This is a genomic window from Mesorhizobium sp. WSM4822, assembly GCF_055811155.1.
In genome coordinates, this window is sequence record NZ_JBVVQM010000013.1 from 1 (window position 1) to 14,155 (window position 14,155).

Below are 14,155 nucleotides of genomic sequence, written 5' to 3' on the forward strand. Positions count from 1 at the left end.
CTTGGCGCTTGCCTCCACCTCTGTGCCGGAATTCTTCATCGGCTACTTGCTGGTCTATTTCCTCGCGGTCAAATTCCTGCCATCGAGGCAGACCCAGCAATGCGCTGCCAGGCGCTGCGCTTGCATCGACTGCGGATCGACGCCGAAGCGCAGGTCCGGATCGAAGCCGGCCAGGCGCAGGAAACGATGACCGAGCAGACCCTCCCTCAGGCACCTGCGGTCACGCATCAGCCAGGGACGGCGGACGGCGCGGTTGACGCTGGCGACTATGTAGGCGGACGGCAGACCGCGATAGGGCGTCGACGAGGCGAGCGGCGCCCATTTGAGCACCTCCTCGAAGCTCCGGTTGACGACCAAGACCGGCATCAGCCGCGCGCTTGCCCAGAGATGGCAGCGAAACAGAGCGCGCAGGAGCGGGCCGTCAGCCATCAAGCACCTGGCGCGGCGAGGATACCTTCAGAGATCAGATCCGCGGCCAGTGCCGCCATGTCCTGATCGAGCGTCCCCTTGTCGACCTCGAACTCCTCGCAAAGCAGGTCGACGATCTGGTCGAGGTTGCGCGCGCCGTCCACCTTGTCGAGAAAGGCTTCGGTCGTGCCGTTGCATGTGTAAAGCTGGCCGCTGCGCGCCAAAAGCACGACTGCGCCATCGCCCACATGCTGCACCGAGGCATCCTCGGCCAGCCGCAGAACGGTTCCAGAGACTATTTCCACCACGCCCCTCCAAGCCACGCTCATCCCGGAAATCAGATAGCGCGGAGGTGGAGCGCTGTCTATCAGCCGATCATCGGAGCCCAGTGCACGGGACCAACGGCTTTGCTGACGGATTCTCCGCGCCAGTCGCGTTAGAACCTGCTCGGTTGCGTCTTCCCGGCCGCATTCGTCCCAGAAATAGTCATCGATGAAATGTGACAAGCAGCGGGCCTGCCGGCAGCGGACGTTGCATTTCTTCCCCCAAGTAAGGTAAAACCTGTCCGGGTATTGGGGAGATTGCGTATGCGTTACAATTGGGAGCGGGCTCCGACGAGCTTCGAACGTCACAGAAAAGCGCTGGCCACAGCCATTTTGATCGCTGGCGGCATTGGCCTCATGCTTGTGGCCCTGCCGATCTAGAAACAACCTTCAGACACAGCGGCTGCCGGCGCCTGGGCGTAACCTCTCAGCGTGGCTGCCCGGCCACCGCGAGGAAGCGGCGATCGCGCCCCTCGAAACCCTGGCTGAAACGCTGCACCAGCACAACGATCACCGCCGGCTTGCCGGCCGGGGTGAGTTCGTAGGATTCCGACAGGCTGTAGGAGGTCGGGCAGTTTCTTGAGCCCGGCACGGTCTTGTCCTCGTGCAGGATCTTGAACGGCTTGCCATCCTGGCCTTGCAGCGTCAGCCGGAAGCCGAGTGCCTTGCCCGCCTTCTCACCCTGAAGTGGCTTTTCCCCTTGAAGTAGCTGGTCGCCTTGCCGCGTCACATCGAAACTCGCCGAACAATCGCTCATGCTGGCCGCCAGGATTTCGTCGAGCTGGATGGTCGAAATGCCTGTTTCGCCATGGAGCGGCGACAGCCATTTCTGCGACACCTGCTCGAGGCGAGAAATGTCGTTGTAGGCAACCATTTCGCCCGGAAAGGTGAACTTGTCGGAAGCCGCCTGCTCGGCTGGGGATGTGATGGCATATTGGGCGAGAATGGGCGCCGCCTGAGCGGCGGCCTGCGCCCTCGCCTGCTCCAGCGTCAGTGTCGCCTCCTCCGTCTCGTCGACGACGAGGATCGGCTTACCGCCAACGAGCTGATCCGTGCGGGTATCGATGATGTCTATCTGCGACCAGCCAGAGTCCGAGGCGCCGGCGTCGAGCGTTCCATATTGCTCGAAGGCGAAATAAGCGCCATCCGGCGAAAAGCCGATGATGTGCCGTGCCGCGGCATCGCCAGCCTGAGCGATTCCAGCGGAGATCGCGAGCACGACACCCATGACCAATGGGAGCGCAAGGCGCCCGATGATCCGCACAGCAGCAAACATCCCCACTCCAATCTCGAATCGCAATTTCATAGCTGCTTGCCCCCAAGCGCCAGGTCGATATCGGCCGTACAATGGCGTGCATTTGCGGCCAAGGGTAGAGCGCGCTATCTGGAGGGAAGAAAATCATTCCTGGGGAGGTATGGATGGCTTCACGCTATCACGAGGTCTATGAAGGCTGGAAACGCGACCCGGAACGCTTCTGGGCGGACGCAGCCGGCGCCATCGACTGGTATTCGCCCTGGGACAAGGTGTTCGACGCCACGGCTGGCGTCTATGGCCGCTGGTTCACCGGCGCCACCTGCAACACCTGCTACAACGCCATCGACCGCCATGTCGCCGGCGGGCGCGCCGACCAGATCGCACTGATCCATGACAGCGCGATCACGGGAACGATCAGGAAGTTCACCTATGCCGAGTTGAAGCGCGAGGTGGTTGCACTCACCTCGGTGCTGAAGAACCGTGGTATTCGCAAGGGTGACCGCGTCATCATCTACATGCCGATGGTGGCCGAGGCGGCCATCGCCATGCTGGCCTGTGCCCGCATCGGCGCCGTGCATTCGGTGGTCTTCGGCGGCTTTGCCTCGCATGAGCTTGCCACCCGCATCGACGACGCCAGGCCGAAGCTGATCATTTCGGCATCCTGCGGCCTGGAGCCAGGCCGCGTCGTCGCCTACAAGCCGTTGCTCGACAAGGCGATAGAGATTTCCCGCCACAAGCCGGACGCCTGCCTGATCCTGCAGCGCGACCAATTGCGCTGCGAGCTGAAGGAGCATTTCGACATCGACTACGCCGATGCCGTCGCTCGCGAACGGGCAGCGGGCGCCAATGTCGATTGCGTGCCGGTGCTGGCCACCGATCCGCTCTACATCATCTACACATCGGGCACGACCGGCCAGCCCAAGGGCATCGTGCGCGACAATGGCGGCCATATGGTCGCGCTGAAATGGACGATGGAAAACGAGTTCGGCGTCAAGCCGGGCGAGGTGTTCTGGGCGGCATCCGATGTCGGCTGGGTGGTCGGCCATTCCTACATCGTCTACGGACCGCTGCTGCATGGCTGCACAAGCATCCTGTTCGAAGGCAAGCCTGTGGGCACGCCCGATGCCGGCACCTACTGGCGGGTGATAGCGGAGCATGGTGTCGTAGCCCTTTTCACCGCACCGACCGCGTTCCGCGCCATCAAGGGGCAGGACCCGAAGGGCGAGTTCATTGCTAAATACGACCTCTCGAGGTTCCGCACGCTGTTTCTTGCCGGCGAGCGCGCCGACCCGGAAACCATCAAATGGGCGGAGCAGAAGCTGAATGTGCCTGTGGTCGACCATTGGTGGCAGACCGAAACCGGCTCGCCGATGACGATCAATCCCGCCGGCCTTGGCCTGCTGCCGGTGAAATACGGCTCGCCCGGCGTGCCGATGCCCGGCTACGACATCCGCGTGCTCGACGATGCTGGCCATGAGGTGCAGCGGGGCACGCTGGGCAATGTGGTGATCAAACTGCCGCTGCCGGCCGGCTGCCTGCCGACGCTTTGGAATGCCGATCAACGGTTCCGCCAAGCCTATCTCGACGAGTTCCCCGGCTTCTACAAGACGGCGGATGCCGGCATGGTCGACGAGGACGGCTACCTCTACGTCATGGCTCGCACCGATGACATCATCAACGTCGCCGGCCACCGGCTGTCGACCGGCGCCATGGAAGAGGTGCTTTCGGCCCATCCCGATGTCGCCGAATGCGCGGTGATCGGCATTGCCGACGCCATGAAGGGCCAAGTTCCGCTGGGCTTCGTGGTGTTGAATGCGGGTGTGACGCGTGACGTCGGCCTGATCGAGAATGAAGTGGTCGTCCTTGTGCGCGAACGCATCGGCCCGATTGCCGCCTTCAAGACGGTGGTGACGATCAAGCGCCTGCCCAAGACGCGTTCGGGCAAGATCCTGCGCGGCACCATGCAGAAGATCGCCGACAAGGAAGAATGGACCATGCCGGCGACGATCGACGATCCGGTTATTCTCGACGAGATCACTGCCGCCTTGAAGGAACGCGGAATCGGACTTTGAGCCACTGAAGGGTGGGCCGCGGACTACCTTTTCGATCGCCAAGCAATACTTTTATTGTGCGACGCAGCAATGCACCCTAAAGTCGTTCGCGGGGGGACATCGACAAAGGTCGCATGGCTCAGCAGAAGATTACATTTGGTGGCGTAGACATCCTGCGCTTTCTCGCCGCCGTCATGGTCATGGTCTACCACTATGGCTTCTGGGTGTGGGCGTATCCGGACGGTGTTTCGGCGCGCGCGACGGGCGGCGTTCCCCCGCAGCCGGCAATAGGCGCCTGGGTCGAATCCGGCTGGGTCGGCGTCCAGATCTTCTTCGTCATCAGCGGTTTCGTCATCGCCTTCAGCGCCGAAAGGTCGACACCCCTGCAGTTTTTCGAAGCAAGGGTGAAACGGCTGGCGCCGGCGGTCTGGATCTGCGCACCGGTCACGGCGGTGGTGCTGCTGCTTGTCGGGCTCAGTTGGCCGACCGATGCCGTCATCAGGCTCCTACGCACCGGCCTGTTCGTTCCGTACGCGCCATGGGTGGACAGCGTCTACTGGACGCTGGGCATCGAGATCGCCTTCTATGCCATCGTCTGGATCCTGCTCAGCTTTGGCCGCTTCCATCTGATGGAGATTGTGGCCGTCGCCATCGGCTTGGTCAGCACGTTGTTCTGGTGCCTCTACTACCCGCTCGGCTGGGCCGATCTTGCCGAAACACGCACACTCGACCTGCTGCTGGTGCATCACGGCGTTTTCTTCGCCACCGGCGTAATGCTGTGGCTGATGCGCTTCAAGGCGGTGACAGGCGCCCGACTTGCCTTCTGCGCCCTGTTCCTGGCCGGTGGTGTGCTGCAGATCGCCAGTTCGGTCGACGTTCATATCCTGAAGGTCGGGCGGGATATGCCGTTCGCGCCGCCGATCCTCATCTTCCTCATCGGCATCGCGCTGATGGCATGGTCCCTGCGGCTCAACCTCTCCTGGAGCGGCTGGCGCCGGATCGGGCTGATGACCTACCCGCTCTACTTGCTGCACGATGTCGTCGGCGCGGCCCTGCTCGGCATCCTGGTTCGCGCCGGTCTGCCACATCTGTTCTCGATGGCGGTCGTCGGCGCGACGATGATCGCGGCAAGCTGGCTGGTGGCGATCGAGGCCGAACCACGCATCCGGCTGCTGCTCGACCACACCGTTTTCCGTTATCGGCTCAAAGCAGCCTGACGCGATCCGGCAGACCGGGCCGGCTGCCGACATAAAGCATGTCGCGCCTGAGCGGATTCAGGCCCGCTTCAGGCCTTTGTTTCCACAGATCGTTCTCCCAAAACCGAGCTCATTTCTGAGCGACATGCATTTGCGGTCCCGACCCGGCGCGGCTGCATTTTCCACGATTGCGGAATTCTCCGTTTCGGGCATGATAACAGGCACTTATGCCTTCCGTATGAGAGCTTGCCTCGAGACGCCCCGCACGTGTCCCTGTTCCAGCGAAAACCCCGCATCGTCGCGCGTCCGCGCCTCGATATCGACATGCAGGACGCCGTCGTCTATGCGATCGGTGACGTGCATGGCTGCTACAAGGAACTCCGTGCCCTGGAGCAGAAGATCCTGCTCGATTCGCTGCGCTTCCAGAGCCGCAAGATCATCGTCATGCTTGGCGACTACATCGACCGGGGGCTTCAGTCGGCGCGGGTGCTGGATCACCTCCTGGCGCCGCCGCCGAAAGGGTTTCAGCGCATTTGTCTTGCCGGCAACCACGAAGTGGCGATGCTGAACTATCTCGACGGAAATCTGTCCCGCGAGCCCTGGCTGGCGACGGGCGGCCTGCAAACCCTGTTTTCCTATGGCATCGATCCGGCGCGCCTCGCCCGCCTCTACGGGAGCAGCGCGCAGATCGACCGACGCATAAGGGAGATCATTCCAGACGATCACGTCAGCTTCCTGCGCGGGCTGCCGATCATGGTCCGTTCGCGGAAGTTCGTGTTCGTCCACGCCGGCATCAGGCCCGGCGTCGACCTTGCGGCGCAAACCGACCACGACCTGACCAACATCCGTTCGGACTTCTTCGAGGCAACGCACCTGCTCGACCGCTGGGTGGTGCACGGGCATACTCCGGTGGACGTCCCGAAGCTCGAAGGGCGCCGGCTCGGCATCGACACAGCCGCCTTCCAGAGCGGACGCCTGACCGCCGTCAGGATCGCCGACAAGCAAGGCAGGCTGATCTTCTCTTGACGCGCATCGATATTCAGGTGTGCTGACCTGAAGATCGATACACTTCAGAGAGGGTCCACTCGCGCAACGGTCGACGTCACACCGGCGCCTTGCCGCGCACTTCCGACTTTTCCAGATAGTAGCTCGAATATTTATCAAAGAATTTTTCCGAGCCGCCGAACGATCCGTATTTGGCCAGTTTCTTCAAATCGACCTTGTTCAGCACCGCGCCGACGATCTTGTTGGCGACATAGGGTTCGGATTCCAGCATCGACCTGACCATCGCGCGCGGGGTGCGCCCCCACTCGGTGACCAGGACAAAACCGTCGACCAACGGCGCGAAGGCCTTGGCGTCGACCACCGGTCCGAGCGGCGGCAGATCGACGACGATGTATTCGAACGTCTCCTTGGCGTTCTCGATGAAGCGTCGCATGCCGGCCGAGGAGAGAAGTTCGCTGGTATGCGAGAAGTGACCGCGCAGCACCGCCGGGATGATCGCCAGCTTCGTCTGCCTGTCGATCTTGCCGACGGACTGCCAGGTCTGGCCACTGACCACCGCTTCCATCAAGCCCTGCTCGGTTTCCATGCCAAGGCCCCGGCTGAGGCCGGGATTGCGCAAGTCGCCGTCGATCAGCAGCGTCTTGGAGCCATTGGCGGCGAGCAAGCCGGCGAGATTTGCCGCGACCGTCGACTTGCCTTCGCCGGGAAGCACCGAGATGACGCCGATGACGCGGCTGCCTTGCCCTTCCATCACGACGTCGAAGGCGATCTTGGCGCTGCGCAGCGTTTCGGAGAACATCGAGGCTGGAGAATCGATGCTGACCCGCATGCGCGCCCGCCTTTCGGCCGCCGACAGCGATTGGGTGGTCTTGGCGTCTACCTGGGTCTCGCCCGGCTTTTCGTCCTTGCCGAGCTTGCCGCCGATCGTCGGGAGATAGCCGAGGAATTTCAGGTTGACGCGGTCGCGCACGTCCTCGCCGGTCCTGAAGAAGCGTTCGTTGAACTCGTTCAGCCCACCAAAGCCGGCGCCCATCAGCAGGCCAAGCACCAGCGAAAGTCCGAGCACGACGATGGTGCGCGGGCTCGAGGCCGCCATCGGCATCGACGCGTCGGAGATGATGCGGATCTTGCCGACAGGGAAGGATTGCTGTTGCGCAGCTTCCTCATAGCGGCCGAGGAATGTCTGATAGAGCGTGGTGAGCGCCGTCGCCTGCTGATCGAGTTCACGCAGCTTGACTTGCGTCTGGTTGTCGACGGAACTCTTGCCCTGTGCGGCCGCGACGTTGGCCCGGAGCGCGGTCTCGCGTGCCTGCGCCACCTCATATTCGTTGCGATAGCTTTCGGTCAGCTGCTTCAGCTCGCCGAAAATCTGCGTCGATATGTCGGCCTTCTCCTTGGAGAGAGCCACCGCCTGCGGGTGCTCGGGGCCGAAATTCGCCTCGACGTCCTGCAGACGCTTGGCCACCGTGAGGTAGCGGGTCTTGAGCGCCGATATGACCGAGCTGCTCGGCTGGTCGCTCGATATGGCGGCATCCTTGAAGGCGTTTTCGGAGCCGCTGTCGACAATGGCTTTGTACTGCTGGTAGCGGGCGCTGGCGCGCGCGGTGTCGGCCTGCGCCACGATAAGCTGGGCGTTGAGGTCGGAAAGCTGCTTGTCGCTCATCAGCTGGCCATCGCTGTTGGCGGCCAGCCCGTGTTCGGCCCTGAATTTCTCAACCGCAAGCGAAGCTGCCTGCGAGCTCTGGCGCAGCTCCGTCAACCGGCCCTGCAGCCAGACCGCAGCCCGCTCGGTGGCATCGAAGCTGGCATCGAGCTGATCGGCGAGATAGGCATCGGCGTAGGCCTTGGTGATGGCGTTTGCCAAGGCCGGGTCCGTCGCCTGATAGCCGAGCGCGATGACGTAGCTTCGCCCGATGCGCGTTGCCCGCACCTCGCTCTGCAGCTTGAGGATCGCGTAGTCGCGGCGCGACGTGGCGATCAGCGCATCGCGGGCGGCCGGGTCGAGCTTGCTGAAGTCAGTGCCACCCGGCATGGAAGAGCTGGGGCGGACATACTGGATCAGGCCGCGGATGAGGCCTATGCCTTGGGCAAGCGCCGACTGGGGCGGATTCATGAATGTGTCGTTCTGGTCGAGCTTCAGCTTGTCGACGACCACGGCGGCAAGCCGCGTCGAGGTCAGGATCTCGATCTGGCTCAGGATCGCCGAATCGGTCTGCATGGTTGTCGACGTCGCCGAAATGTCGTCGACGATTTTGTTCAAGCCCTCATCGATCAGCACGCTGGCGACCGACTGATATTTAGGCGGCGTCGTCTGCAAATAGAGCAAGCCCAGGAAGAGACCGATGACGGCACACACGGCAACCACCTTGGCCTGCCGTGCGGCCATGCCAAGCAGCCGCTCGATATCGATGAAGTCTTCGCCGTCTCCTGCGTCCGAATTCGGCAATGGCATCCTCTTGTCGAGAGGAAAGTTGGCATAATTCATCTTCGGTCCAATTCTAGAGCCGGTCCATCGCAATGGGCTCTATCTCACTGTTTCAACATGATCTTTTCCGGAAACCGGGACCCACTTTCCGGGATCATGCCTTGGCTTGCAGGCGCCTCGAAGATCGGGAGCATCGCCAGAAGCGAAGCAAGCGTCGTGCCAGACGGCGAGAACCTGCCGGCCCCTCTTCGCCGGCCATCTGACCATGCTCCCGAAAGATGGGCATTATGCGGCTTCTTCCTGGCGTTCATGCGACCGGACGAACTCCTGAAGCATCTCGAAAACCGGACCCTTCATGTCGTCGCGCGCCAGCGCGAAGGCGATGTTGGCCTGGATGAACCCTTCCTTGGAACCGCAGTCGAACATGCGACCCTTAAAAGGCTGGGCGAAGAACGACTGATCCTTCGACAGACGAACCATGGCGTCCGTCAATTGAATCTCGTTGCCGGCGCCGCGCTGCTGATTGCCCAGAAGCGCGAAAATCTCGGGCTGCAGGATGTAGCGGCCATTGATGTAGAAATTCGACGGCGCATTGGCCGGCGCCGGCTTCTCGACCATGGCCGTCACCTCGAAACCGCCACCGATCTCGGCGCCACGGCCAACGATGCCGTATTTGTTGGTCTCGCTCGGTTCGCAACGCTCGACGGCGATCACGTTGCCGCCCGTGCGCTCATAAAGCTCGACGGTTTCGGCGAGGCATCCGCGCCCGCCGAAGGACACCATGTCCGGCAGCAGCAAGGCGAAGGGCTCGTTGCCGATAACCTCGCGCGCGCACCAGACGGCATGGCCGAGGCCTTGCGGCGATTGCTGGCGGATGAAGCTGGTGGCACCGGCCACAGGCAGCATGCTTTCGAGCGCCTCCAACTGGGTCTTCTTGCCGGTCTGCTCCAGGGTGCCGATCAATTCCGGATGCAGGTCGAAATAGTCCTCGATCACCGCCTTGTTGCGGCCGGTCACGAAGACGATGTGCTCGATGCCCGCCTCGAAGGCCTCGTCCACCGCATATTGCACGACAGGCCTGTCGACCACGGGAAGCATTTCCTTTGGCATCGACTTGGTCGCCGGCAGGAATCTTGTTCCAAGCCCCGCCACCGGTATCACGGCCTTCCTGATTTTCTTCATCGCAAATTCCTTCTGAGGAGATCGACTTCAGTCCATTCACAGGCCACGAAAAATCCCTCCATGTGCCTGCATCTTCACCTCCCCGCCCCAACGGCAAATTGTGCCGCCATTCTTCGCAACCGCACGGCGATCGGCATGCCCATATGCCTGACCGCCGCCGGGTCGCTGAGCGCTGTCCGGATCGCCTTGAGCGGGGACCGCGCCTTGATGTGCTGTACCAGTGACAGAAACGATGCCGCCTTGCGCAGGCTGCGGCCGCGCCGTGCAAACGCGGCCTGCGCGGCCTCATCCATCCGATGGGTTTGAGCGAACACGGCATCCGCCCTGCGCATCGCTTCGACGTGGTGAAGCTCGAGCACGCGCGAGATGGAGCCGCTGCGGATATGATAGGCATAGCCGATATCGGGCTCGACGACGCATTTTCCGCCCTTGGCCAGGGCGCCGGCAAACAGGATGTAGTCTTCGCCGATCCTCAGCTTTTCGTCATAGCGAAGCCGGTGTTCGTTCAGGAACTCGCGCTGGAAGATCGGCTTGAGATAGCCGAGGTTGAACTTGGATTCGAAGACGACGTTGCCGGCGATGTAGGTGGCCAGCGAAATCTCGCGCAAGCCTTCCAGATATTGCCGCGGAAACATCGCGTCCTCGATGACGCCGTCCTCGCGAACGACCTGCAGATTGTCGACGGCGATCTGGGCATCCGCGCTTTCGGCACGAGCGATCATGGCCGCGAGCCGGCCGGGAAAGACCGCGTCGTCGGAATCGAGAACCGCGATCCATCTGCCGCGGGCGGCGTCGAGGCCGGCATTCCTGGCGCCGCCGGGGCCGCGGTTGCTGGCCAGGGCGACGACACGGACGATATCCCCGGGGTAGGCCCGCGCCACGTCGAGCGTCGCATCGCGCGACTTGTCGTCGACGACGATGATTTCGACGCTGACACCCTTCTGGGCGATGGCGCTGGCAATCGCCCGATCAAGGGTCGCCTCGGCGTTGTAGGCGGCAATAACGAAGGAAACATCCGGGACAGAGCTGACGTCAGGCTGCACGCTTGCCTCCCTCCTGTGGCGACGGCTGGCCATAGAGGCGAATTTCGCGGATGCCGACGAGGCCGCTGACGACACCAACATGCATAATGCCGCGCAGCACGCTGCGGTTCCTGCGGACTGGACTGACGACGACCGGAAGTGCCGAGGCGAAGCAATAGATGGCCTTTGCCGAGGCCAGGCCGACCTGCTTGACCAGGCCTATGCCGCTGGCGCTGCTGCCCAGGAGATGGCCATGCGTCTGGCCGACGCGAAAGCGGCGGCGGCCGAGCCATTCGAATGCCGCCCTTGAGCGCGGCACCACTTCGTCGACCCACGCCTCGGGCGCGAAGGCGATGCGGCCGCCGGCCTTGTGCATCTGGTCGAAGAATTCGGTGTCCTCGCCGCCGGTCTGGCCACGCGCCAGGCTGAAGCGGCGGCCGCGCAGGCTGTCCGAGCCCATCCGCAGCAGAACATTGCAGGTGTAGCCGGTGCGGATCTCGCCGCGCACCCAGACGGGCAAGGTCGAATGGAAATCGCCGCGCCGCATCCAATCCGGCGCATCCGGGCGATAGCGCGCCCTGACCGGGCCGAGCACGACGGCGACACCGCTTTGCTGCGCCATCGCGACCAATTCGGCGAGCCATTGAGGCGTGGCCGTCTCGTCGTCATCAATGAAGGCGACGAAATCCGCTGTGCTCGCATCGAGGCAGGCATTGCGGGCGATCGAGATGTTGCGCGCCGGGGCATGCCGATAGTGGATCGGCACCGTCAATTCCCGCGACAGCGCCGCCACCAGGTCACGGGCCGTCGGGGTGTCGTCATTGTCGGCGACGATAATGCGGATATCGAATCCCGCCGGCATCTCCATCGCGTCGAGCGAGCGCAGCGTGTCAGCCAGCTCCGGCCGGCGGAACGTGCAGACGCCGATGTCGATGCTGCGGTTCTTTGCCGACACCGCCATCAGGCCACTCCGCGTCGCGAGCCGAGGCCGAGAAGCTGCAGCCAGAAGCCAACCGACCAGCCAAGATGCATGACCATGGCCGAGACACCGGCCAGCGCAACGTCAGCCTTGCGCTGGCGGATAGCCGTCACCAGTCCGTAGCCCAGGCACACTGACACCCACAGCAACAAAGGCACTGCCGCAATCCAATGCACGAAGGAGAAGGCCGCAAGAAGAACCACCGGGAAGACCGCCAGCGGCACCATCTGCCGGATCTTTGGGATGACGCGGTGCTTCAGCACATTCTTGGCACGCCCGCGACCGTAGCCGAGATACTGGAAATAGAGGCCTGAGAGCGAGGCGCGCGGATAGTAGACCATCTGCGTCTTGCCACTCATCCAGATCTTGTAGCCCGCCTTGCGCAGGCGATAATCGAGCTCGGCGTCCTCGTTATGGCTGAACGCTTCGTCGTAGCCGCCGACGGCGCCGAATGCCGATATCCGCATCAGTGCATGATGGCCGTGATCGATCCACTGTCCCTGCGAAAGATGCCGATGCTTCGAGCCGCCGGTGCCGAGCTTGGAGTTCTGCGCCGCGGCGGCCGCCTTCTGCACGGCACCGCTGCCGCTGGTCAGCATCGAAACGACAACCGAATCCGCGCCCGTGGCCAAGGCTTCCTCGACCAGCCGGTCGCAATAATCGTCGGGATAACCGCCATGCGCATCGATGCGGATGAGATAGTCGGCACCATCGCCGAAGGTACCGACGGCGAGATTGATCGCCGCGCTCTGGATGCGCCGCTTGTTGTGGAGCAGGATAACCCGCGGGTCCTTGGCAATCACATCCTCGACGATGGAAAGCGTGCCGTCGGTGCTGCCGCCGTCGGCGACTATGATCCGGGCGCCAAGCCGGGCGGCCGCGGGCCGCAATTGATCGAGCAGCGCACCGATATGGGCGGCTTCATTCAGGCACGGAATGACGATCAGGCTGGATGAGGGTTTGTCCGTCTGCGTCATCAACCTCTGTCCATCTTGCCTCTGTCCATCCTTGGCCATCCTATGCCAATGCCTCGGCGGCAAAGGAGCCGGGCACGGCCGTCAGGCTGCGCAGCCGCTCGACAAGCGCCCGGCAATCGCTGCGATCGTAGCTCCAGGTCCTCGGATTGCGGGCCAGAACGCGCTCCTTCAGCCTGGCGAAGCGATGCTCTTCCATCTTGCCGAGCACGGCTTCGAGCGCTTCGGGCGACGCCTGCGGCAACAGCACGCCGATATCCTGCTGTTTGAGGAACCGCCCGGTCTCGGTGTTGCCCATCGAGATCGGCACCGCTCCGAAACGGCAGCCTTCATAGAGCCGGTTGGGCAGAAGCCATTCGGAGTTCTGCCCCGCCTCGAAGAAATCGATCGCCCACGAAAAATGGACATCGTTGTAGATCGCCGCCATGTCTTCCGGATTGCGGTAGGGCCCGAGAAACGACAGCCACGGCTCGGCTTCGACAAAGCCGTGAAAGTCAGGGAATTCCGACAAAGCCGGACGTCCGCGCAGCACGATCTCGAAGCGGCCCTCCATGCGGCGGGAGAAATCGGCCAGCAGCTCGAGTGAGCGTCGGCAGCGCAGCGCACCGAACCAGCCGATCCGCCATGGCGGACCGACCGGGCTCTCTTCAGTCTCCGGAGCGCCGGGCAAGATCGTCGCGGCCTCGAAATATTTGTTTTCGACCAGCTCGATGGGTGCCGCAACCTGGCCGAACGGCTTGAAATAATTGGCGATAAAGGCAGGAGAACTGGTCACCAGCAGCTTCACATCCCTGGCCAGAAAGCGCTCGGTGGCGCGCAGCGCCTTGCCCAGGATATCGTTGCGCAGCACAAGCCGATGAATGTCGAGGCACTCGTATACGATCGGAACCGATGCACCGAAGGCTGACCTGGCGCGGCGGGCAAGCGCCAGCATTTCCAGGTTGCGCGCGATGATGAGATCCGGTTTTGGCATACCACCAAGCTTCGAGCCTATCGAAACGGCTGCTTTGGCGACGGCCGCGAGGCGTTGGCCGAATCGCCCGTCACGCGTCGCGCCGAGGTCGATCGGCCGCAGTCCCTCGATATCCGCAATCGGATTCGCGGTGCGACGGAAGCCGGCCAAAGTGACCTGGGCCCCACCTGCCCTGAGCATCGTGATCCGCCGGCGCACCGCCGGGTCGGAAACGTCGTGCACAAGGTACAAGACATGCAGCATAAAAACTCGACCGCTGTTGGCCCACCCGAGGGAATGCTAGTACAGGTCTTGCTGCATCGCAACATTTTTGGTGCGGCGGTCCACGTTTTCTGTTGCACTGCAAAATTATTGCCGTAGTT

12 protein-coding genes are annotated in these 14,155 nt (G+C 62.8%); 3 read left to right on the forward strand and 9 right to left on the reverse strand.

Features of this window, described 5'->3' with window-relative positions:
• Positions 1-54 precede the first annotated feature (54 nt).
• The 3 genes from AC0L3E_RS26195 to AC0L3E_RS26205 form a co-directional block, all read right to left on the reverse strand.
• The gene (locus AC0L3E_RS26195) at positions 55-429 is read right to left on the reverse strand and encodes a lasso peptide biosynthesis B2 protein (protein ID WP_473605965.1); all 375 of its coding nucleotides are present in this window, start codon (positions 427-429) and stop codon (positions 55-57) included.
• Positions 429-914, reverse strand: a complete 486-nt coding sequence (locus AC0L3E_RS26200) for a PqqD family protein (RefSeq protein WP_473605966.1) — start codon at positions 912-914, stop codon at positions 429-431. Before AC0L3E_RS26200 ends, AC0L3E_RS26195 begins: the two co-directional genes overlap by 1 nt.
• A 244-nt stretch (positions 915-1,158) precedes the next feature.
• Positions 1,159-2,007: a DUF2259 domain-containing protein gene (locus AC0L3E_RS26205; protein ID WP_473605967.1), complete on the reverse strand. Its 849-nt coding sequence runs from the start codon at positions 2,005-2,007 to the stop codon at positions 1,159-1,161.
• Between the two features lie 143 nt (positions 2,008-2,150).
• On the opposite strand from AC0L3E_RS26205, the gene AC0L3E_RS26210 reads away from it, so the two are divergent.
• The 3 genes from AC0L3E_RS26210 (at position 2,151) to AC0L3E_RS26220 (ending at position 6,259) form a co-directional block, all read left to right on the forward strand.
• Complete coding sequence (locus tag AC0L3E_RS26210) at positions 2,151-4,058, forward strand: propionyl-CoA synthetase (protein ID WP_473605969.1); 1,908 nt, start codon at positions 2,151-2,153, stop codon at positions 4,056-4,058.
• Positions 4,059-4,171: 113 nt separating this feature from the next.
• The gene (locus tag AC0L3E_RS26215) at positions 4,172-5,254 is read left to right on the forward strand and encodes an acyltransferase family protein (protein WP_127269155.1); all 1,083 of its coding nucleotides are present in this window, start codon (positions 4,172-4,174) and stop codon (positions 5,252-5,254) included.
• A gap of 246 nt (positions 5,255-5,500) precedes the next feature.
• Positions 5,501-6,259, forward strand: a complete 759-nt coding sequence (locus tag AC0L3E_RS26220; protein ID WP_128307313.1) for a metallophosphoesterase family protein — start codon at positions 5,501-5,503, stop codon at positions 6,257-6,259.
• 76 nt (positions 6,260-6,335) lie between these two features.
• Here AC0L3E_RS26220 and AC0L3E_RS26225 read toward each other — a convergent pair whose 3' ends face one another.
• The 6 genes from AC0L3E_RS26225 to AC0L3E_RS26250 all read right to left on the reverse strand — a co-directional run bounded on the left by AC0L3E_RS26225 (position 6,336) and on the right by AC0L3E_RS26250 (position 14,036).
• A complete protein-coding gene (locus AC0L3E_RS26225) occupies positions 6,336-8,723 on the reverse strand; it encodes a polysaccharide biosynthesis tyrosine autokinase (protein WP_127395427.1) in 2,388 nt (795 codons plus the stop codon).
• Between the two features lie 225 nt (positions 8,724-8,948).
• The gene (locus tag AC0L3E_RS26230) at positions 8,949-9,845 is read right to left on the reverse strand and encodes a UTP--glucose-1-phosphate uridylyltransferase (protein WP_127269746.1); all 897 of its coding nucleotides are present in this window, start codon (positions 9,843-9,845) and stop codon (positions 8,949-8,951) included.
• Positions 9,846-9,919: 74 nt separating this feature from the next.
• Entirely contained in the window at positions 9,920-10,888 is a 969-nt protein-coding gene (locus tag AC0L3E_RS26235; RefSeq protein WP_127269744.1) for a glycosyltransferase family 2 protein, read from the reverse strand.
• A complete protein-coding gene (locus AC0L3E_RS26240; RefSeq protein ID WP_127321007.1) occupies positions 10,878-11,828 on the reverse strand; it encodes a glycosyltransferase family 2 protein in 951 nt (316 codons plus the stop codon). The genes AC0L3E_RS26235 and AC0L3E_RS26240 overlap by 11 nt, the downstream gene beginning before the upstream one ends.
• Entirely contained in the window at positions 11,828-12,823 is a 996-nt protein-coding gene (locus AC0L3E_RS26245) for a glycosyltransferase family 2 protein (RefSeq protein WP_128307312.1), read from the reverse strand. Before AC0L3E_RS26245 ends, AC0L3E_RS26240 begins: the two co-directional genes overlap by 1 nt.
• 40 nt (positions 12,824-12,863) lie before the next feature.
• Positions 12,864-14,036, reverse strand: coding sequence for a glycosyltransferase family protein (locus tag AC0L3E_RS26250; RefSeq protein ID WP_473605970.1), 1,173 nt, complete (start codon positions 14,034-14,036; stop codon positions 12,864-12,866).
• Positions 14,037-14,155 lie beyond the last annotated feature (119 nt).